Source organism: Acidovorax sp. ST3, assembly GCF_003231145.1.
Lineage (GTDB): Bacteria > Pseudomonadota > Gammaproteobacteria > Burkholderiales > Burkholderiaceae_C > Acidovorax.
Window position 1 is genome coordinate 136,973 of record NZ_QKVP01000003.1, and the last position, 20,223, is coordinate 157,195.

A 20,223-nucleotide genomic window follows, 5' to 3' on the forward strand; every position below is an offset into this window, starting at 1 on the left:
CTTTTTTCTCTCTCAGGTGTCGATGTTCTTGTCGGTGCGCACGGGCAGCCCCGGAATGGCGGTGGCCCCCGCCTCGCCCACGCGCGGCTTGCGTGGCTGGCCCAGCAGCAGCCGGTCGTGCAGGGCGTCGGGCAACAGGTTCAACAGGCGCGCCAGCCAGCCGATGCGCGCGGGCAGCACGATGTGGGTGCGCCCCCGGGCCACAGCGGCCAGCAAGGCTCGCGCCGCGTCCTCGGGCTCCAACAGGCCGGGCATGGCAAAACGGTTGCCTGCGGTGAGCGCGGTGCGCAGATAGCCGGGGCTGACCGTGCTCACCACGATGGAATCGCTGCGCAGCTCGGCACGCAGACTCTCCAGGTAACGGATCAGCCCACCCTTGCTGGCGCAGTACGCACCGTTGCCCGGCATGCCCCGCCAGCCCGCAATGCTGGCCACACCCACCAGCGCGCCGCGCCGCTGCGCCCGCATCGCCACCACAAACGGCTGGAAGGTGGTGGCAGCGCCCAGCAGGTTGATCTCCAGCATGCGCCGCATCACCGCCAGGTCGTCGGCCTGGGCGGAGTCAAAACCCCCGGCCACCCCGGCATTGGCGATGACGAGGTCCGGCGTCCCACGCCGGCCCATCCAGTCGGCGGCCATGGCCTGCATCGCGGTAGTGTCGGCCACATCGGGCGTATAGACGGTGCAGCGCTCTGGCGCCAGCGCGGCCAGGGTCTCCAGCACGGGCCGGTTCAGGCCCACCAGCGCCAGGGCAGCGCCCTGGCCGATCAGCTCGCGCGCCAGCGCCTGGCCCAGCCCGCCACAGGCGCCAGTGAGCACTACGTTCTGGAAAGAGGCGGTCATGAAGCTCCCGGTGAATTGGGTTTGCAGCTTAGCCACAATGCTGAATAATCCCGAAATGTTTTATGAATTCGTCTCGAATTCCGAGATTTATGACCAACACGCCGCCCAGTCTGCGCCTGTTTGAACTGCTGGAAACGATGTGCGCGCACGGCCAGCCCTTCAGCCTGGGCGATGCCATCGAGGCCACCGGCTGGCCCAAGCCCAGCGTGCATCGCATGCTGGGCCAGCTGGAATCAGGCGGCCTGCTGGCACGCGAGCCCGACGGGCGGCGCTACACCCCCGCGCCACGCCTGCTGCGCCTGGCCGAAAGCACGCTGAGCGCGGGCACCCAGCATGGGGTGCGCCACGCCGTGCTGCGGCAACTGGTGGCCGACATTGGCGAAAGCTGCAACCTCACGGCGTTGAGTGGCGCTGAAGTGATCTACCTAGACCGGGTGGAGTCAGCCTTTCCGCTGCGCATGGAATTGCGGCCCGGCACCCGCGTGCCCATCCACTGCTCGGCCAGCGGCAAGCTGTTTCTGGCGCACCTGTCGCCCGCACGCCGGGCCGCCATCCTCGACGGTCTGCCCCTCACCCGCCACACCGCCACCACCCTGACCGACCGCGCCGCACTGGAGTCCGAGCTGGAGCAGATCCTGCGGCAAGGCTATGCCACCGATGCCGAGGAGTTTGTGGACGGCCTCGTTTGTGTAGCTGTGCCCGTGATGGCGGGCGGGCGGCGGCAGGTGCGCAGCGCCGTGGCACTGCAGGCACCCTCTGCCCGCATGCCGCTGGGGCGGGCGCTGCAACTGGTACCTCGGCTGGGAGAAGCCGCACAGGCGCTGGGCCGGACCTGGGCTTGAGCCATCACGCAGCAACTCCCTGACGCATTCACCACCTGCTCTCACCATGCCACTGAACTACCTCGACTTTGACTACAGCGAAGACGCTGATGGCAACGGCACCCTGGATGCCATGGCCAGCGTCTTGCCCGCCCAACTGCCTGCTTTGCAGAGCGAGATCGCCGCCGTGCTGGCCTGGGCGCATGCACACTGGCCTGGTGCCTGCGCACCGCTGGAAGACGGCGGCGCCTGGCACTACGACCTGCATGGTGTGCAAGAGGTGCAGAGCCCACTGACTTTGTCCTTTGACGAAGCAACTGGGCAACTGCACACGGTCACAGGCAGTGCCGCGCCACCACGCACCACGCTGACCCTGACACTCAGCGGCAGCAGCGACTTCTGCACCGCGTTGCGCGAAGCCTTCGAGATGGAATGAGCCGCTTCTTCACGACCCGTCTCCCCAAGCCAGACCAAAGGGTTAAGGATGTCCTGCATCACCCTCGCGAGTCGGTGGTAGTGCGGATCGGGACAGGCCGCAAGGCGTCTTTTTGCAGCCAATAGCCGAGCTATTGGCAAAAAAAGCAACGCAGCGGATGACCCGAGGCCGCGCTATCACCGACCGCAGGGAGTGATGCAGGACATCCTTATCCCCAATTAGCGACAAAAAGCCCCACGTTGCAAACAGGTTAGCGCTCCAAGCCCCGCCTTTCTGATGTCCGGCGTTACAGTTGCGACTCATTAGTTCAACCCGAGACTGGAGAGTTTCATGCTGTCACGCCGTCATTTCCTGGGCGCAAGCCTGGCCACCACCGTTTACGCTGCAGGCTCGTTCGTGCCCGTCTGGGCTCAGAACGCCCCCAACTTTGGTATGCCCACCCTGCCCAGCCCGGGTTTCAGGCGCATGAAGGTGGGCGATGTGGAAGTGATTGCACTGAACGACGGCATCACGCGCCGCCCCCTGGGCGAAGAGTTCGTGAAGAACGCGCCGCTGGCCGAAGTGCGCGCGCTGCTCGCATCTCAGAATCTGCCCACCGACTACATCGATGTGCCCTACACCCCGTTCCTGGTGGTGGCAGGGGCGCGCAAGATACTCATCGACACCGGGCTTGGCGAGTTTGGCGGCCCCACCACCGGCAAGCTGCTGGACAGCCTGCGCGCTGCTGGCATGCAGGCCTCCGACATCGATACCGTGCTCGTCAGCCACTACCACGGCGACCACATCAATGGAATCCGCAACAAGGCGGGTGAGCTGGTGTTCCCGAAGGCCAAGGTGATGGTGCCTGCAGCCGAACATGCCTTCTGGATGGACGACGCGCGCATGGCCGCCGCCCCCGCAGGCATGAAGGGTGCGTTTGACAATGTGCGTCGCACCTTTGCCACCATGCCGGCCGATACGCTGGTGCGGTTTGAAGCGGGCACCGAGGTTGCGCCGGGCATCCAGTCGGTGGCCGCCTATGGTCACACGCCGGGCCACACGCTTTTTGAGCTGAAGTCGGCAGGCCAGAACTTCTTCTATGTGGCAGACCTGACCAACGTGCCCGCGCTGTTCGCGCGCAACCCCGACTGGGCCGTGACCTTTGACATGGATGCCGAGGCAGCCCGCAAGGTACGGCGCGAAGTGTTTGCCCGCATCACCGCCAGCAACGCAATGCTGGGTGGTTTCCACTTCCCGTTCCCCGCGTTTGGCCGCATGGCGGCATCGGGCAATGGCTATGCCTTCCAGCCTGCGGCCTGATACAGACACCGACGCTGCCGGGGGTACGGCGGGTACGGCGGGTACGGCGGGTACGGCGGGTACGGCGGGTACGGCGGGTACGGCGGGTACGGAAGGCACACGCCTCACGCGGCGCACCTTGCTAGGCAGGGGCGCGGCGGGCACTGTGGGTGGAGCCCTGGGTGTAGCAGCCTTGCAGAGCTGGGCCGCCCAGGAGGCGGGAGCAGAAGCCTTGCTGCGCCAGGGCGGCGTGGTCGCGCTGTTCCGCCATGCGCTGGCCCCTGGCACGTTCGATCCGCCGGGCTTCCGTCTGGGTGACTGCGGCACCCAGCGCAACCTGAACGACGAAGGCCGGGCCCAGGCAAGGCGCATTGGCGAATGGTTTCAGGCGCGGCAGTTGCAGCCAGCCAAGGTGTTATCCAGTCCCTGGTGCCGGTGCATCGATACGGCCACGCTGGCCTTTGGCGCACCCCAGGTCTGGGCGCCGCTGGGCTCGCCCCGGGGCTATCCCGAGACGACCGGAGCGGCGCATCTGCGCGCTCTGCGCGACGCGCTGGCCGCAGCCTCCGCACGCAGCGGCCAGTTTGAAGTGTGGGTGAGCCACATGTTTGTGCAGGCCGACCTCACACAAGACAGCACGAGCTCGGGCGAGGCACTTATCCTGCGCCAACAGGGTGGCACTGCCCCGCAGGTTCTGGCGCGATGGGCCCTGCCCAGCTGAACCTTCGCGCCTTTCCTTGCAGGGCGTGGTGCCACCCCTTTTAGGGCCCGCGCTGCACCTGTGGCCTAATATGGCCCTTTTCTCCACTTTCTCAGAGACCAATCATGGGCAACAAGATCGTCACCGAAGCAGACCGCAAGCGCACCCCCCAACCCAAGCCACTGCCCGGCGTGACGCTGAACACCCCCGGCCGCGGCCAGCGGGTGAGCCTGGAGCGTGGTGTCGCCACGCGCAGCAAGAAGAACCCTGGCAAGCGTTCGCGCAAGGGCGGCTGATCGGCCACCCGGGGCGCTACGGCGTCCCGCCAGCATCTACAAAAACGCCCTCCTCTGAGGGCTTTTTTGTGGGCGTTGCACTGCCTATTCCCCCTGCTTATTCCAGCGGTGCGGGCATGGTTTCCGCCTGGCCTCTGGCGGGGAGAATGATGTGGAACGCGGCGCCGCTGGCGGGAACGTTCTCGGCGAAGATCCGCCCACCCATGGCCTCGACGATCTTTCGGCAAATGGCCAGACCCAGGCCCGTGCCGCCCGAGCCATCCTTGGTTTTGCTCGACTGTACGAAGGCCTCAAAAATGCTTTGCAACTCTGACGGGGGAATGCCCGGGCCTTCGTCGCGCACCACCAGATGCGTCTGGCCCTGGGGGTCTGCGTAGCCTTCCAGCGTGATGGTGCTTCCAGGCGGGGAAAACTTGATGGCGTTGGCCACCACATTGCGGATCACCTGCTGAAAGCGCAGCGGGTCGGCCTTGGCCACCAGCGGAAGGTCGGGCATGCGCAAGTCCATCATCAGATGGCTGCGCTCCAGCAAGGGCTCCAGTTCACGGATCACGGGGCGCACCACACCGCGCAAGTCGATGCGCTCCATGTGAAAGGTCCCCACCGTGCTTTCCAGCTTGGAGACCTCCAGCAGGTCGTTCACCAAGGTGAGCATGCGCTGACCTGCAGAATGGATGTCTTCAAACATGCCCGCCAGCTTGGGCTGCGTGCGGCCACGCAACATGCCCAGCTCGGCAAAGCCCAGAATGGACTGTAGCGGCGTGCGCAGCTCATGGCTCATGTTGGCCACGAACTCCGACTTGGCGCGCGACGCCTCTTCGGCCGCGTCACGGGCCTCTTGAGTGGCGCGCTCAGCCTCACGGAACTCGCTCACATCCATCAGGATGGTGAGCACGCCGGTGACCTTGCCATGCTCGTCGGCAATCGCCGCCTTGGCCAGGCGCGTGTCGCGGCGCGATCCGTCCCCATGGCGCACTTGCGTTTCCACCAGCGTCCGTCCGCCCCAGCGCAACAACTGCTTGTTGGCCGACTCGTGCACCTTGACTTCGTCGGGAGGCAAGCGCTCGGCCAAGGCCATACCCAGCACGGTTGAGCGCTCACGACCCTTGTATTCCTCCCAGGCCTTGTTCACACGGACGATGCGGTTATCTGCATCGGTCACCGAGATGGGGAGCGGATTCGTCTCGAGCAGCAGGTCCTGGAATGCAATCTGAGCCTGCAGTTGCTGCTGGGCCATCCATCGCTCGGTCTCATCCACCGCGCTACCCGCGAAACCAATCACACGTCCAGCAGACACCAGGGGAACAACGGCCACTTGGACAATCATGTCCTTGCCTTCTGGAGAACGAGACAAAACTTGGCATGCTCGCACTCCATCAGGCGAGCGCGGGTCGATTGCGCGCTCCACGTCCATGCGGCTTTGCGGCTCCACGAGATCGTGAATGCGTTTGCCGATAGCGCGGTCGGGAGGCGTTCCCGTCATGACGGTCCAGTGTGCATTCACATAGGTGATTACTCCCTGGGCGTCGGTGCGAAAAATCAGCTCCTGCACGCTGCGCATGAGCACCGAAAGATCTCGCTCGTTGCGAGCGATGCGGGCCTGCGCCGCATCAATCGCCACCCGCGCACGCTCACGGGTGCGCAGGCCTCGCCACACCGCGAAGGTCAGGCCGAGCACCAAAGCGACCAGCGCCACACCAATGCCGATCAGAGCCCTGGCGTCTGCCAACCAGCTATGCACGGCCGCCCGGTACGAGGTTTCGACCACGACTACAAGCGGCAAAGCGGAGGAAGCTCTAAAACTGACGATCTGTCGCTCTCCCAGCACACCTGCCCCAAGGTAAGTGGCATGTTCCTGCCGAGGCAGATACTGGCTGAACACGGGGATGTGATTCACCCGGGTGCCAGCCAAGGCTGACGCTGCGCCCGATGTCGCCAGCACCTGCCCTTCGTACGAAGTCACCACCGAGTCAAAAATCTCGGACTCCAACGTCAGATGCTGAAAGTTGGACAGTGAGTCAGGGTTGACCAAAGCTACCAACACCAGCTTTTGCCTGGCCTCGTTTTGGTAGCCGTAGAGCACGGGTATGAAAGCCACACCGACGGGGACCGTCTGAGCTGCGGCCCCCAGGCGCACGCTTTGCAAGCTGCGGCCCGGGATGAGCCCCCCCTGTACAGTCCGCCCCACTTCCACCGGAGGCCCCAGCTTGGACAAGTCCACAAAACTCTCGGCATCTCCTTGAGACGTGCTGGCGATCACCCGACCGCCCGCATCCACAACGGCCAGCCCTCGGAGAAATGACAGCGCTGCCAGGGCTTGGCCCAGGGCTTCCTGCATGCGCCGAGGCTCAGATGTCACCGCCGTAAGAGCGGGGGAGGTGGCTAGTGACTCCATGGAAAGCTCGGCCGTCTGCATGGTGCGTGTCGCCTGATCCTCCAACACCCGGGCCAGCATGGCAGCATGGTTCTGGTGGCTGATGTGTTCTGAGCGAAAGTCGTTGACGGCCAGTGCACTGACAGCGACCAGTGCCGCGAGTGCGGAGAGCCCCCCGGTGATCAGAACGAGATGGCTGGTCTGCGACATCCAAGCGCGCAGTCTGGCCCAGGGGGACTGGCGCAGCTGACGGTCCGCCATGTCAGCGCACCACGATGGCGCTCAGGCCATTCTGGGATGCAGCGCGCTGCAGGCGACCATCCGACTTGATGCGTGCCACAAAGGCCTCAACCGTGGCCAGCCATGCAGCATCACCGCGCTTGACCGCATAACCGTAGGGCAGCACCGAAAAAGGTTCGGGCGACTCGATGAGCCGGGCCCAGTCGGCGTTGTCCATCAGGCGCCGGCTGTAGGGGTAGTCGGTCATGAACACGTCAATGCGCCCGGCCGTCAGCTCGCGCTCGCGAGTTGCGGGCAGCTGAATACGCACCAGCGTGGCGTGCTTAAGGCGCTGGGCCATGATGGGCTCCATGAACGTGCCCGCCTGCACCCCCACCAGCACGCCCGGCTTGTCGATGTCGGCCCACTGCTTGATGACCGTATTGGTCTTGGTCGTGATGCCGTAAATGTCACTGCGCATATAGGGCTGGGTGAAAGCCAGCTTCTCCATGCGCTGGGGCAGCATGCCGATGGCAAACATGGCCACGTCACAACGGTCCTGGTTCAGGTCATCAATGAGGGAGGGAAAGGAAGAGTCCACGTATTCAACCCGGGCCTTGAGATCGCGCGCCAGCTCGCCCGACAGGTCAATGTCGATGCCCGCGAGCTGCTGCGTGCGCGGGTGGCGATAGGTCACGCCGTAGTAGTCCGGCCAGACACACACTCGCAGCACCGACTGGCTCTGGACCCGATCGGCCACAGGCCCTGCCAGCGCGCTGGAGGCACACGCCGCCAGCAGCAGGCAGGTGATGGCACGTGCCCCCGGTTTCAGCCACTGCATCATCGTCATCATCATTAGAAATCCTTGGATCAATCCAACCACCGTACCCCCAGCGGTCTGCCGCTGATCGGCAAAAAAAGGGTCAGGGCGCGTCGATCAGTGCATCAAAAGAAGGGCATTCCTGCGTGATCTTGCGCCGCAGTGCGTCAATAGCCTCAGCATGCGCCAAAAACGTGTCCACGATCACCGGGTCAAACGCGCGCCCACGCTCGGCCGCAAGCATTTCCAGCGCCACCGGCACGGTGAAGGCGGGGCGATACACCCGGTCCATCGTCAGTGCGTCAAAAAAGTCCACCACCGCCGTGATCCGGCCTGACAGCGGAATGGCCTCGCCCGATAAGCCTGCAGGGTAGCCCTGACCGTCGTAGCGCTCATGGTGCGTGAGGGCCACCTCGGCCGCCATGCGAAAGACTGGAATCTGCGAACGCCCCAGGATCTCGGCGCCCATGGCGGCATGGCAGTTCATGGTCTGGCGCTCTTCCGGGGTGAGCTTACCGGGCTTCTTGAGCACGCTGTCGGGAGTGCCGATCTTGCCGATGTCATGCATGGGCGCCGCCTTGCGCAGCATGCGGGCGTAGCCCACCGTCTGTCCCAGCGCGAGGGCCATGGCCTCGGCCAGATAGCCGATGCGCACGATGTGCACGCCGGTGTCATCGTCTTTGAGGTCTGCGGCGGCCGACAGGTGCAGCAGTGCCGCGTGGTGTGCGCGGGTGACCTCGCGCAGGGCTTCGTTGCGCTCCCGGTACATGCGACCGAAGTCGCGCACAAAGCGCTCCATCTGCGCCGCTGCGGCCTCGTCAAAGCACCGCGTATCTGGCGGCGCCTGGAAGGCTGGCTCGAGCGCTGGCAGCAGGGTCACTGCGCCGCCTCCATGCGGTAGATGGTCTCCAGCACCTGCAGCGTGCTGAAGGGCTTCATCAGGTAGTCATCGGCGCCTGCCGCAAAACCTGCCGCCCTGTCGTCCGACTGCACGCGGGCCGTCAACATGATCACCTTGGTATGGCGCATGCCCGGGGCCGATTTGATGCGGCGGCACACATCCAGGCCGTTAAGGGTGCCCGGCATCATCACGTCAAGCAGCACGATGTCCGGCTGCAACTCCTGGGCCAGCACCCAGCCCGCATCGCCAGTGGCGGCTTCGTGGATCTCGAAGTCATCAAACTCCAGCGTCATCTTGAGCAGCTTGCGGATATCGATGTGGTCTTCGACGATGAGGATCTTTTTCATGGCGGTAGCCTTTAAAGGGCATGGGGTCGGCTTAGAAGTACAAAAAAACACAAATCGATGTGATTTTCTGCCGCTGAGTTAATCATATCAATCATTTTTATCAAATGCAAGCGGGGGAAAAGTAGAAATTGGGGGAAAATGCGCGATCTATGCAATCTGACAATTCCCTCGCGGAGCGCGCCATGGCAGACCACTACACAACGCTTGAAGTCGCCAAGATGCTAGGCATGGCCGTACGGTCGGTTCAACTGATGGTGGACCGCAACGAGCTGGAGGCCTGGAAAACGCCGGGCGGACATCGCCGTATCTCCCGCGCATCGGTGGAACGCTGGATGACCGCCCACGGCGCTGGGGGCGCTGCCCAGGCACCCGCAGCCGGCACGCCGGTGGCCAGCCGCCCCCCTCTGGCACCGCCCGTGGCCCCCGCCAAAGGGCGCGCGCCGCAGATCCTGCTGATTGAAGACTCGATCCATTTCCAGAACCTGGTTGGCCTCATCGTGCAGCAACACTTTCCGGGTGTGCAGTTGCAGGTGGCAAACGATGGCATCACCGGTCTGGCGCTGTATGGGCAGATACAGCCCGAGGTGCTGATCGTGGACATCCTGCTGCCGGGCATTGACGGCGCCACCCTGATCACCACGCTGCGTTCGCACCCTCAGTTTGCGCGCAGCCACCTTATCGTGGTCACCTCGCTCGACGAGCAGCAGCGCGAGCCCTACGCGTTCGCCCTGCAGAGCGTGAAGGTCATTCACAAACCCCGACTGGTGGCCGAGCTGCCGAGCGCACTGGCAACGTGCATTCCACAGGCCCAGGTGCCCGCATGAGCACGCCCAAGGTCCTGCTGGTGGAGGACGACACCTCCATCGCACGCTTTGTGCAGATGGCGCTGGAGGAGCTTCCGATCGAGCTGGTGACCTGCGCCAATGTGCCGGACGCCATGCAGGCGTTGCACGCCGGGGGTGTGGAACTCATCATCACCGACCTCATGCTGCCCGGCGAGTCCGGCATTGACCTCGTACAGCGGCTGCTACAAGAACCCGTGCAGGGCCGCCGGATTCCAGTCGCGGTGTTCAGCGCAGGCCTGACACCACCCGTGCGCGAGCAACTGCAGGCCATGAAGGTGTGGCGCATGGTGTCCAAACCCGCGTCGGTGGCAGAGCTGGAGGCCTGCGTGACCGATGCGCTGGCGCTGGTGGCCGATCCCCCTGCCAACGCGCCAGCCTCAACCACCACGCCTGCCGATGAAGCGGCCGACGATGAGGCGCGGGCCATTGCCACCCATTTTGCGGGCGACGAGTTTTTGTTCAAGGCCTACCGCGCCAGCTGCCTGCAACAGTTCCCGGCCGACATACGGCAAGGCGACGCCGCCTGCACGGCGCAAGACTGGCCCGCGCTGCGGCGCCTGGCACACAGCCTCGCCACCGTGCTGCTCACCCTCGGCCACCCGTCCCAGAGCGTGCGCGCGCGCCAGCTGGAAAACGCGGCCGCCCAGCCTGCCCCGGAGACATGCCTGGAACATTGGCGCCTGCTGCGGGCGTTCCTCCTGCAGCTCTGACCCGGCGCCAGCGGCGCTGCGGGTCCACCGCGTGGCCTTGCAGAGGTCCGGCAGTGGGCGATCTACCACCCAGCCACCCCACCTGAGAACACCTCCCCATCGGGCGATGGGCACCACTTTCTTCCAGCAATAACCATTCAGAGCAAAAAATAACCAATTGGTCTAATATGAAAACAATTAGTTTCAACTGCTCCGTGAGCGGTGTGAAACGCCCCCTTTTTCACCCCTCACAGGCAGCTCTCCATGGACTCCACCGTTGTCTCCGAATACCGCCCCCACCTCGTCGCCGCCTCGTTCGCACTGGCGTTCATCGGTTCACTGATCGCGCTGATGGTCACGCGGCGCATCCGCTACCAGGACGGCTCGCTCAACCGCGCAGCCGCAGTCACGGCAGGTGTGGCCCTGGGCGGGATCGGCGTGTGGTCCATGCACTTTGTGGGCATGGTGGCGCTGCGGCTGGATGTGGCCAGCAGCTACGGCATCGTCGAAAGCGCGGTGTCCCTGGTGGCTGCCGTGGCCTGCACCTCGGGCGCACTCGTCGTCGTGTCCAAGGCGCCTCGGGACCTGGCACGCATTGTGGGCGCCGGGTTGTTGCTGGGCCTGGGTGTGGCGGGCATGCACTACCTGGGCATGTACGGCATGAAGATCGGTGGCTACATCACCTGGGACCTGCGCACCGTGGCGCTTTCAGTGCTCATCGCGGTGGCAGCAGGCACAGCCGCCCTGTGGCTGGCCTTCAACACCCGCAGCATGGCCAGCCGCGCAGGGGCCGCCCTGCTCATGGCCGCCGCCGTGTGTGCCATGCACTACACCGGCATGGGCGCGGCCGAGTTCATCTGCACCACCCCCAACCGCTTTGCCACCGTGCAGGGCACCGGGCTGGTCAGCTCGCTGGGCCTGGGGCCCACCGTGGCCGCTTGCGCGTTTGCAATGGCTGTGCTGCTTTCTGTGGACCTGTACGTGCAGTGGATGCAGCGCTCCATCGGGCAGCAGCGGCGCCGCACCGCCTGAACCCACCAGATCAGCCAAAGCTCGCGCAAAAACAAGGGCCGAGGCAGGGTGGATTCGGCCCACTCTTCAATAAGATGGCGGCCATGATCACCCTGCACCACCTCGAAACCTCGCGCTCGCAGCGCATTCTCTGGCTGTTGGAAGAGCTGGGCGTGCCCTACGAGCTCAAGATCTACGCACGCGACAAGGCCACCAAGCTGGCCCCACCTGCGCTCAAGGCCATTCACCCCCTGGGCAAGTCACCGGTCATCACGGATGGCGACGAAGTGATTGCCGAATCGGGTGCGATCATCGAGTACCTGGTGGAAACCTATGGCCAGCAAGCCCGGGGCGACTTGGCCCACCTGCAGCCCCAGCCACGCACCGCCGAACACCGCCAGTGCCGCTTCTGGATGCACTATGCCGAGGGCTCTCTGATGAACTGGCTGGTGATGAAGCTGGTGTTCAAGACCATCCCCACCCAGCCCATGCCGTTCTTTGTGAAGCCCATTGCGCGCGCCCTGTGCGGCACGGTGCAGCAAAAGCTCATCGACCCCAACGTGGACACGGCGCTGGCATTCATTGAAGAGCACCTGGGCACCCACCGCTGGTTTGCCGGGGAGCACCTGACCATGGCGGATTTTCAGATGAGCTTTGCGGTGGAGGCGCTGATGTCCCGCGCCAACGACGCAAGCCGCTGCCCGCACCTGCAGGCCTACCTGGAGCGCATGCATGCCCGCCCGGCCTACCAGCGCGGCATTGCCAAGGGCGGCCCGGTGGTGATCGAGGCCTGAACGTACGCGACCATCACTATGTCCCGCTACGCCATCCTGTTCGTGTGCATGGGCAACATCTGCCGCAGCCCCACAGCCCACGGTGTGTTTCGCCACAAGATCACCCACAGCGGCCTGGCGCACAGTGTGGTGGTGGACTCGGCGGGCACGCACAACTACCACCCCGGCGAGCCGCCCGACACCCGCACCCAGCGCCACGCGGCGCAGCGCGGCTATGACCTGTCGGACCTGCGGGCCCGGCAGATCACGGATGCGGACTTTGCGCGTTACGACCTGATCCTGGCCATGGACTGGGACAATCTCGCCCTGGCACAGGACCTGTGCCCACCCGCACACGCGCACAAGCTGCGGCGCATGACGGAGTTCTGCCTGCAGTTCGACAGCCCGGTGGTGCCCGACCCGTACTACGGCGGCAGCCAAGGGTTTGAAGAGGTGCTGGACCTGGTGGAAGACGCCTGCGAAGGTCTGCTAAGGCATGTACAGCGGCAGCTGCTGGCGCAGGTGCCACCGGCGCAGCACTGACCACCAGGGCGGCCCGCGCTACCGCACGCCGCACACCAGGGCGCCCGGGTCGTTGTGCGCCAGCTCCCGGTCGTTCTTGGCCTGGGCCACTTCCATGTCGCGCGGCAAGGTCACGCCGTTCTTCACGGCCAAAATCTCGGCCATCACACTCACCGCAATCTCGGGCGGTGTCTTGCTGCCGATGTAGATGCCAATGGGCCCGCGCAGCCGCTGCAGGCTGGCTTCGGTCTGGTCAAAGTGCTCGATCATGCGGGCCCGCCGCGCCTCGTTGTTGCGGCGCGAGCCAATACCGCCCACGTAGAACGCCTCGGTGTTCAGCGCCTCCAGCAGCGCCAAGTCGTCCAGCTTGGGGTCGTGCGTGAGGGCCACCACGCAGGTGCGGCGGTCGGGCTTGAAGGCCAGCACCACATCGTCGGGCATGTCGCTCACCACCGTAGCGCCGGGCACGCTCCAGCTGCCCCGGTACTCCTCGCGCGGGTCGCACACCGTCACGGCAAAGCCGTTGAACAAGGCCATGGTGGCCAGGTACTCGGTGAGCTGCCCTGCGCCGATGAGCAGCATGCGGTACTCAGGGCCGAAGGTGTTGGTGAGCTGCTGTGCATCCACCTTGAGATCCTCGGGCGCCTGAGTGGGCGCGAGGGTCACGGCCCCGTCAGACAAGCGCACGGTGCGCTGCACCAGGCGCCCGGCGGCCAGCTGGGCAATGAGGTCCGCCAGCAGCGCGGGATCGGGGTCGTACTCCAGCAGCAGCTCCAGCGTGCCGCCGCAGGGCAGGCCAAAGCGGTGGGCCTCGTCAGCGCTGATGCCGTATTTGACAAACGATGGCGGCCCGCTGGGGATGCGGTGGGCGGTACCGTCTGCCGCCGCACCCGCCTGCGCATAGGCGCGGGTGTGGCGGTCGATCAAATCGTCTTCAATGCACCCACCCGACACTGACCCCACCACCGCGCCGTCTTCGCACAGCGCCATGATCGAACCCACCGGCCGGGGCGACGAGCCCCATGTACGCACCACCGTGGCCAGCAGCGCGCGGCGCCCTGCGGCGCGCCAGCCCTGCAGCGTGCGCAAGACGACGACGTCCAAATTTTCCATGACTGACTTCCTTCCGCTGCCCCGAGCAATCAGCCCCGATTGAACCACCAGGCCAGCAATACGAGGGCCGCCACGCCAACACCCCACACCCACGCAGGGATACCCGCACCCTGGGCAGCGCTGCCCCCGTCCACTGTGCCTGGCTCGGTGATGGCATCGGCACCGGCCGCTGCATCTGCTGGGGCAGCTTCAGCGCGCGGAAAGCGGCGCTGCATCTCCTCGTCAAACCGCTTGAAGAAGTCTTCGGCCATGCTCTTGGCAGCGCCGTCGATGAGGCGCTGGCCCAGCTGCGCGATCTTGCCGCCCACCGAGGCGTGCACGGTGTAGTGCAGCTCGCAGCTGGCCTGCCCGGCCGCATCGGCGGGCAGCGGCACCAGCTTGACTTGGGCGTTGCCCTTGCCAAAGCCCGCCACGCCGCCGGAGCCGTCAAAGGCGATGTTGTAGCTCTCGGGCGGCACGATCTCGGACAGCGTGATCTTGCCCGCGAACTTGGCGGACACGGGCCCGATCTTAAGCGCCATGGCCACCGAATACTGGTTCTCGCCCGTGGGCTCGACCTTGTCGCAGCCGGGAATGCACAGCTTGAGCACCTCGGGGTCGTTGAGTGCCTCCCAGGCCTGTTGCTGGCTGACGGCAAGGGTTCGGCTGGCTTGCATTTCCATGGTGGGTCCTCTCGGTCTCTAATGTGTGTGGATGTGGTGGGAATTCAATCGGTCCGATGCATGGCTGGACTCAGTGCGGCGTGGGGCACGGCGCCGTCATTGCCGCAGCACGCTCGCCAGGCTGGCAGCCAGGTCCTTCAGGTGGCTCAGGTTGTGCACGGCCACCATGCCGTGGGCCTGGCGGTGCAGAGCCGACGCACCGCGCGCCGTGGGGGCATACCCCTCGTAGCGCAGCAGGGGGTTAAGCCACAGCAGGCGACCGCAGTGGCGCCGCAGCCAGGCCAGCTCGCGCTCCAGCACCTCGGGCGTGCCCGTGTCCAGCCCATCGCTGATCAGCAGCACCAGCGTGCGCCGCCCCACCATGCGCCGCGCGTGCTGCAGGCGCAACTGGCCCAGGCTGTCGCCCATGCGGGTGCCGCCGGCAAAGTCGGTGATGGCGTGACTGGCCGTCTCCAGCATCGCATCGGTGTCGGCCAGGCGGAAGGCGGGCGTGAGGTCGGTCAAGCCGGTGCCAAACGCAAACACGTCACGGCGCACGGCGGCGCCGGTATGGCGCGGTGCAGTGGCCGCGTGCAAAAAGGCCAGCAGCAAACGCGCATAGCGCTCCATAGATCCAGACACATCCACCAGCACCAGCAGTGGCAGCGGTTGCTGGCGCCGCTGCAGCAAGGGGATGTGCAGCACCTCGCCCCCACTGCGTGCCGCATGGTGCATGGCGCCGGGCCAGTGCGGGCGGCTGCCGCGTGCGCCCGGCCGGGTGCGGCGGGCGGCGTAGTGCGGCAAGGGCAAAGGCACGTCACGCGCCAGGCGCTCCACCAGGATGTATTCGCTGGCCGAGAGCTGGTTGAAATCGGCCTGCCGCAGGCGCTGCAGATCGCTGGCCGTCATGGCGGCGTCGAACTCGATCTTGTCTTCTTCGCGTGCAGGCGGCGCATTGCGTGCAGCGCGTACGGGCGCCAGTGCCTCGCTTACACGCGGGCGGCGTTTGATGGGTTCGGCCTTGGACTCGGCGCTGGGCAGCATCTGTGCCAGCAGCTTCTGTGCGACGTTGGGATTGCGAAAGTAGGCGTCAAACAGCTCGCGGAACACCATGCGGTCTTGCTCGCGGCTGACCAGCACGGCCTCCAGTGCGGCGCTGAAGTCCTCGCGCTGCAGGCCCACCAGCATCACCGCCTGCTGGGCCAGAGCCATGCGGGCAGCGTCCACCCGTACGCCCGCGCGGCGCAGCGTGCGGCCAAAGCCGCTCAGATTGTCGGCCAGCTTGCCGGTGCGGGCATCGCCGAGTTGAGAGAACATCGCGCCCTCAGCCATGGGACGGCTCTCATGCATCGGCATCGGCGGGTTGCAGCAACTGCACCGCCATGTCGCGGGTGAGCGCCGCGACATCCTCGCGCTGCTTGAACAGGATGCCTGCGGTATCGGACACCACCTCGGGGTCCACCACGAGGGTGTCGAGGGCCACCAGCGCCTTGGCCCATTCCACGCTCTCGGCAATGCCCGGTGCGCGCTGAAAGGCGTTGGCAAACGGCTGGCTGCGCAGTCGCCCCACAAAGTCTGCCACCTGCAGGGCCAACGCCTCACTCGCACCCGGCACCTGGGCGCGCACTATGGCCAGCTCGCGCTCGCGCTCGGGGTAGTCCAGCCAGTGGTAAAGGCAGCGCCGCTTGACGGCGTCGTGCAGGTCGCGCGTACGGTTGCTGGTGAGGATGGTGACCGGCGCGGCCGTGGCGCGCACAGTGCCGATCTCGGGAATGCTCACCTGGTACTCGCCCAGGTACTCCAGCAAGAAGGCCTCGAACGGTTCGTCGGCGCGGTCCACCTCGTCGATCAGCAGCACGGCGCCGGGCGCTGGCGCCTGCAGCGCCTGCAGCAAAGGGCGGCGGATGAGGTAGCGGTCCTGGTACACCTCGCGCTCCACCTGCGCCATGTCGGCACCGCCCTGCCCCTCGGCCGCGCGCATGTGCAGCAACTGAGCGGCGTAGTTCCACTCGTACAGCGCCTCGCGCTGCTCCAGGCCGTCGTAGCACTGCAGGCGGATCAGGCTGCGCGACAGCACTTCCGAGAGGGCCTTGGCCAGCGCCGTCTTGCCCACGCCGGGCTCGCCCTCCAGCAGCAAAGGCCGCTGCAGCTTGAGCGCCAGAAACACCGCCGTGGCCAGGCGACGGTCGGCAAAATAGCCCACGCTCTGCAGGGCCTGCACCAGGGCGTCGATGGAAGCCGGAACCGGCGCGGCGTTCAACGAGTTCATTGCTATCCAATTCATAGCTGCTAGCGCATATTCTTCTAGCGCTAGCGGCCAATTTCACACAAAAACCCGCCACCGGGTGCCGCATCACGGTAGCGGGGTTGCCCTCATGTCATCCCAGCATCTGCTGCACAGCACGCTGCGTTTGCACGCTGATGAGGTTGGCGCGGTAGGCAGCGCTGGCGTGGATATCGGCGTTCAGGTCGCTCGCGTCGATCTTGACGCTGGCAGCCGACTGCGGCGTGAAGCTCTGGTTGAGCGCTGCCTCCAGCCCCGCATGGCGGAACACGCTGCTGGCCGCACCGGTGACGGCCACGCGCACGCCGCTGTCGGTCTGCGCCACAAACACCCCCACCAGCGAAAAGCGCGATGCGGCCTGCTTGAACTTCATGTACGCGGCGCGCTTAGGAGTCGGGAAGCGGATGGCAGTAATGATCTCGCCCTCCTCCAGCGCCGTGGTGTACATGCCCACGAAGAAGTCGTCGGCTTGGATCTCGCGGCGGTTGGTGATGACCGTGGCGCCCAGGCCCAGCACCGCGCTGGGGTAGCAGGCAGCAGGGTCGTTGTTGGCCACCGAGCCGCCCAGCGTGCCCCGTGCGCGCACCTGGCGGTCGCCGATGTGGGCGGCCAGGTCGGCCAGTGCCGGGATGGCCGACTTGACCTCGCTGCTGGCCGCCACGTCCATGTGGCGCGTCATGGCACCGATGACCAGCGCGTTGCCTTCGCGGCGGATGCCCGCCAGTTCGGCAACGCCGTTCAGGTCCACGATCTTTTCGGGGTTGGCCAGGCGCAGCCGCATGGACGGCAGCAGGCTCTGCCCGCCCGCAAGCAGCTTGCCGCCTTGGGCGATGAGCTGCGCGGCAGCGGCGGTGGAGGAAGGAGCCTCAAAGGTGAATGCGTACATGGTTGGTCTCCTTATGCCTTGGCGGACTGAATGGCTTCCCACACGCGGTGCGGCGACGCGGGCATGTCGAAGTCCTTCACGCCCAAAGGCCGCAGCGCATCGAGCACGGCGTTGATGACCGCCGGTGGCGAGCCGATGGCCCCGGCCTCGCCGCAGCCCTTGGTGCCCAGCGGGTTGTGGGTGCAGGGTGTGCACACATGGCCCAGCTTGAACTCGGGAAAGTCGTCAGCGCGTGGCATGGCGTAGTCCATGAAGCTGCCGGTGAGCAGCTGGCCGGTTTCGCGGTCGTACACGCAGTTCTCCAGCAGCGCCTGGCCAATGCCCTGCACCAGGCCGCCATGCACCTGGCCTTCCACGATCATGGGGTTGATGATGGTGCCGAAGTCGTCCACCGCCGTGAACTTGTCCACGCGCGTCACGCCGGTCTGCGGGTCGATCTCCACCTCGCAGATGTAGGTGCCTGCGGGGAAGGTGAAGTTGGTAGGGTCGTAGAACGCGGTTTCGTTCAGGCCAGGCTCCAGCACATCCAGCGGGTAGTTGTGGGGCACATAGGCCGCCAGCGACACCTGACCGAACGGGATCTTCTTGTCGGTGCCCCGCACGGTGAATTCGCCGCCGCTGAAGTCGATGTCGGCGTCACTGGCCTCCATCAAATGCGCGGCAATCTTCTTGGCCTTGGCCTCAATCTTGTCCAGCGCCTTCATGATGGCCGCCCCGCCCACGCTGATGGAACGCGAGCCATAGGTGCCCATGCCGAACGGCACACGGCCCGTGTCGCCGTGCACGATGTCCACGTTCTCCACCGGAATGCCCAGGCGCGCGGCCACCACCTGAGCAAAGGTGGTCTCATGCCCTTGGCCGTGGCTGTGCGAGCCGGTGAACACCGTCACGCTGCCGGTGGGGTGCACGCGGACCTCGCCGCATTCAAAAAGGCCTGCGCGTGCGCCCAAAGCACCTGCGATGTTGGACGGCGCAATGCCGCAGGCTTCGATGTAACTGCTGTAGCCGATACCGCGCTTGAGCCCCTTGGCCTCGCTGGCGGCCTTGCGCGCGGCAAAGCCCGCCACGTCTGCCAGTTGCTGGGCTTGCGTCATGCACGCGTGGTAGTCGCCCACGTCGTACTGCAGTGCCACCGGCGTCTGGTAGGGCCAGCTGGTGATGAAGTTGCGCTTACGGATCTCGTCCTGGCCCAGGCCCATTTCCCAGCCGCAGCGGGTCACCAGCCGCTCCAGCAGGTAGGTGGCCTCGGGCCGGCCCGCGCCCCGGTAGGCATCCACGGGCGCGGTGTTGGTGAACCACGAATCCACCTCCACATACACCTGCGGCGTGGTGTACTGGCCTGCGAGCAGCGTGGCGTACAGGATGGTGGGCACGGCGCTGGCAAAGGTGCTCAGATACGCGCCCAGGTTGGCGTGGGTGTGCACCCGCATGGCCAGGAACTTGCCGTCCTTGTCCATCGCCATTTCGGCGTGGCTCACGTGATCGCGGCCGTGCGCGTCGGAGAGGAACGCCTCGCTGCGGTCCGCCACCCACTTGATGTTGCGGTTGAGCTTTTTGGCGGCCCAGGTCAGGCACACGTCCTCAGCGTACAGATAGATCTTGGAGCCGAAGCCACCGCCCACATCGGGCGCAATCACACGCACCTTGTGCTCGGGCAGGCCCATCACAAACGCCGTCATCAGCAGGCGCTCGACGTGCGGGTTCTGGTTGCTGACGTACAGCGTGTATTCGTCGCTCGCGCGGTTATAGCTGCCGATGGCCGCACGCGGCTCCATGGCGTTGGGAATCAGCCGGTTGTTGATCAGGTCGAGCTTGGTGACGTGCGCCGCGTTGGCAAATGCGGCATCCACAGCGCCCTTGTCGCCAATGGCCCACTTGAAGCAGTGGTTGTCGGGCGCAATGTCGTGCAGCGCCGCACCGGCCACGGCGCCCGATGCGGCGTCGGCCACGTTCACCACGGCAGGCAGCACGTCGTAGTCCACCTCCACCAGCTCGGCCGCATCGCGCGCCTGCTGCTGGGTCAGCGCCACCACCATGGCCACGTGGTCGCCCACATAGCGCACCTTGCCCTGGGCCAGGATGGGGTGCGGCGGCTCCTTCATGGGCTCGCCGTTGGTGCTGGTGATGAGCCAGCCGCAGGGCAGGCCGTTGATGTTGTCGGCGGCCACATCGGCGCCGGTGAACACGCCCAGCACGCCGGGCGAGGCCTTGGCGGCGTCGATGTTGATGCTGTTGATCTTGGCGTGGGCGTGCGGCGAGCGCACGAACACAGCATGGCTCTGCGCAGCGAGCACCACGTCGTCGGTGTACTGGCCTGCACCGGTCAGGAAGCGGTAGTCTTCCTTGCGCTTGAGCGATTCGCCGATGTGCGGCAGCTTGGAAAAGTCGGATGCACCCATGGTCTTGTCTCCTTGGATTGTTCTG

Annotated in this window: 21 protein-coding genes; 10 read left to right on the plus strand and 11 right to left on the minus strand. The window is 65.7% G+C overall.

The window, feature by feature from the left end; genetic code table 11:
* Nucleotides 1-12: 12 nt before the first annotated feature.
* On the minus strand, nt 13-843 hold the full coding sequence (locus tag DNK89_RS09870) for an SDR family oxidoreductase (RefSeq protein WP_110959957.1): 831 nt from the start codon (nt 841-843) through the stop codon (nt 13-15).
* A gap of 89 nt (nt 844-932) precedes the next feature.
* On the opposite strand from DNK89_RS09870, the gene DNK89_RS09875 reads away from it, so the two are divergent.
* From DNK89_RS09875 to DNK89_RS24560, 5 genes are all read left to right on the plus strand, one after another.
* Nucleotides 933-1,685 (plus strand): IclR family transcriptional regulator, encoded by a 753-nt coding sequence (locus DNK89_RS09875; protein WP_110959958.1) that lies wholly within the window; start codon nt 933-935, stop codon nt 1,683-1,685.
* Nucleotides 1,686-1,731: 46 nt separating this feature from the next.
* Nucleotides 1,732-2,100, plus strand: coding sequence for a hypothetical protein (locus tag DNK89_RS09880; protein WP_110959959.1), 369 nt, complete (start codon nt 1,732-1,734; stop codon nt 2,098-2,100).
* Nucleotides 2,101-2,430: 330 nt separating this feature from the next.
* Entirely contained in the window at nt 2,431-3,399 is a 969-nt protein-coding gene (locus tag DNK89_RS09885; RefSeq protein WP_110959960.1) for an MBL fold metallo-hydrolase, read from the plus strand.
* A complete protein-coding gene (locus DNK89_RS09890) occupies nt 3,371-4,099 on the plus strand; it encodes a histidine phosphatase family protein (RefSeq protein ID WP_370220895.1) in 729 nt (242 codons plus the stop codon). Before DNK89_RS09885 ends, DNK89_RS09890 begins: the two co-directional genes overlap by 29 nt.
* A gap of 104 nt (nt 4,100-4,203) precedes the next feature.
* Nucleotides 4,204-4,374, plus strand: coding sequence for a hypothetical protein (locus DNK89_RS24560; RefSeq protein WP_015015224.1), 171 nt, complete (start codon nt 4,204-4,206; stop codon nt 4,372-4,374).
* Nucleotides 4,375-4,471: 97 nt separating this feature from the next.
* On the opposite strand, the gene DNK89_RS09895 is transcribed toward DNK89_RS24560, so the two are convergent.
* From DNK89_RS09895 to DNK89_RS09910, 4 genes are all read right to left on the minus strand, one after another.
* On the minus strand, nt 4,472-7,009 hold the full coding sequence (locus tag DNK89_RS09895) for an ATP-binding protein (protein WP_110959962.1): 2,538 nt from the start codon (nt 7,007-7,009) through the stop codon (nt 4,472-4,474).
* Between the two features lies 1 nt (nt 7,010).
* Nucleotides 7,011-7,823: an ABC transporter substrate-binding protein gene (locus DNK89_RS09900; protein WP_110959963.1), complete on the minus strand. Its 813-nt coding sequence runs from the start codon at nt 7,821-7,823 to the stop codon at nt 7,011-7,013.
* Nucleotides 7,824-7,890: 67 nt separating this feature from the next.
* Nucleotides 7,891-8,586, minus strand: a complete 696-nt coding sequence (locus DNK89_RS09905; RefSeq protein WP_238990800.1) for an HD-GYP domain-containing protein — start codon at nt 8,584-8,586, stop codon at nt 7,891-7,893.
* 77 nt (nt 8,587-8,663) lie between these two features.
* Complete coding sequence (locus DNK89_RS09910; RefSeq protein ID WP_015015228.1) at nt 8,664-9,035, minus strand: response regulator transcription factor; 372 nt, start codon at nt 9,033-9,035, stop codon at nt 8,664-8,666.
* A 182-nt stretch (nt 9,036-9,217) separates the two neighbouring features.
* Between DNK89_RS09910 and DNK89_RS09915 the strand changes: the two genes are divergently transcribed.
* From DNK89_RS09915 to DNK89_RS09935, 5 genes are all read left to right on the plus strand, one after another.
* Nucleotides 9,218-9,859 carry a helix-turn-helix domain-containing protein gene (locus DNK89_RS09915; protein WP_110959964.1) on the plus strand — a complete coding sequence of 214 codons (642 nt, stop codon included), beginning with the start codon at nt 9,218-9,220 and terminating at the stop codon, nt 9,857-9,859.
* Nucleotides 9,856-10,590 (plus strand): response regulator, encoded by a 735-nt coding sequence (locus DNK89_RS09920; protein WP_110959965.1) that lies wholly within the window; start codon nt 9,856-9,858, stop codon nt 10,588-10,590. The genes DNK89_RS09915 and DNK89_RS09920 overlap by 4 nt, the downstream gene beginning before the upstream one ends.
* Nucleotides 10,591-10,833: 243 nt before the next feature.
* Nucleotides 10,834-11,601: an MHYT domain-containing protein gene (locus DNK89_RS09925; RefSeq protein WP_110959966.1), complete on the plus strand. Its 768-nt coding sequence runs from the start codon at nt 10,834-10,836 to the stop codon at nt 11,599-11,601.
* 83 nt (nt 11,602-11,684) lie between these two features.
* Nucleotides 11,685-12,374, plus strand: coding sequence for a glutathione S-transferase family protein (locus DNK89_RS09930; RefSeq protein WP_203422243.1), 690 nt, complete (start codon nt 11,685-11,687; stop codon nt 12,372-12,374).
* An 18-nt stretch (nt 12,375-12,392) separates the two neighbouring features.
* Entirely contained in the window at nt 12,393-12,896 is a 504-nt protein-coding gene (locus tag DNK89_RS09935; protein WP_110959968.1) for a low molecular weight protein-tyrosine-phosphatase, read from the plus strand.
* An 18-nt stretch (nt 12,897-12,914) separates the two neighbouring features.
* Here the strand turns inward: DNK89_RS09935 and DNK89_RS09940 are convergent, their stop codons facing one another.
* The 6 genes from DNK89_RS09940 to DNK89_RS09965 all read right to left on the minus strand — a co-directional run bounded on the left by DNK89_RS09940 (nt 12,915) and on the right by DNK89_RS09965 (nt 20,198).
* Nucleotides 12,915-13,988, minus strand: a complete 1,074-nt coding sequence (locus DNK89_RS09940) for an XdhC family protein (RefSeq protein WP_110959969.1) — start codon at nt 13,986-13,988, stop codon at nt 12,915-12,917.
* Nucleotides 13,989-14,017: 29 nt separating this feature from the next.
* On the minus strand, nt 14,018-14,650 hold the full coding sequence (locus DNK89_RS09945) for a CoxG family protein (protein ID WP_110959970.1): 633 nt from the start codon (nt 14,648-14,650) through the stop codon (nt 14,018-14,020).
* A gap of 96 nt (nt 14,651-14,746) precedes the next feature.
* Complete coding sequence (locus DNK89_RS09950; protein ID WP_110959971.1) at nt 14,747-15,961, minus strand: VWA domain-containing protein; 1,215 nt, start codon at nt 15,959-15,961, stop codon at nt 14,747-14,749.
* A gap of 10 nt (nt 15,962-15,971) precedes the next feature.
* Nucleotides 15,972-16,898 carry a MoxR family ATPase gene (locus DNK89_RS09955; protein ID WP_110959972.1) on the minus strand — a complete coding sequence of 309 codons (927 nt, stop codon included), beginning with the start codon at nt 16,896-16,898 and terminating at the stop codon, nt 15,972-15,974.
* 109 nt (nt 16,899-17,007) lie between these two features.
* Nucleotides 17,008-17,799: a xanthine dehydrogenase family protein subunit M gene (locus tag DNK89_RS09960; RefSeq protein WP_110959973.1), complete on the minus strand. Its 792-nt coding sequence runs from the start codon at nt 17,797-17,799 to the stop codon at nt 17,008-17,010.
* An 11-nt stretch (nt 17,800-17,810) separates the two neighbouring features.
* Nucleotides 17,811-20,198, minus strand: a complete 2,388-nt coding sequence (locus DNK89_RS09965) for a xanthine dehydrogenase family protein molybdopterin-binding subunit (RefSeq protein ID WP_110959974.1) — start codon at nt 20,196-20,198, stop codon at nt 17,811-17,813.
* Nucleotides 20,199-20,223 lie beyond the last annotated feature (25 nt).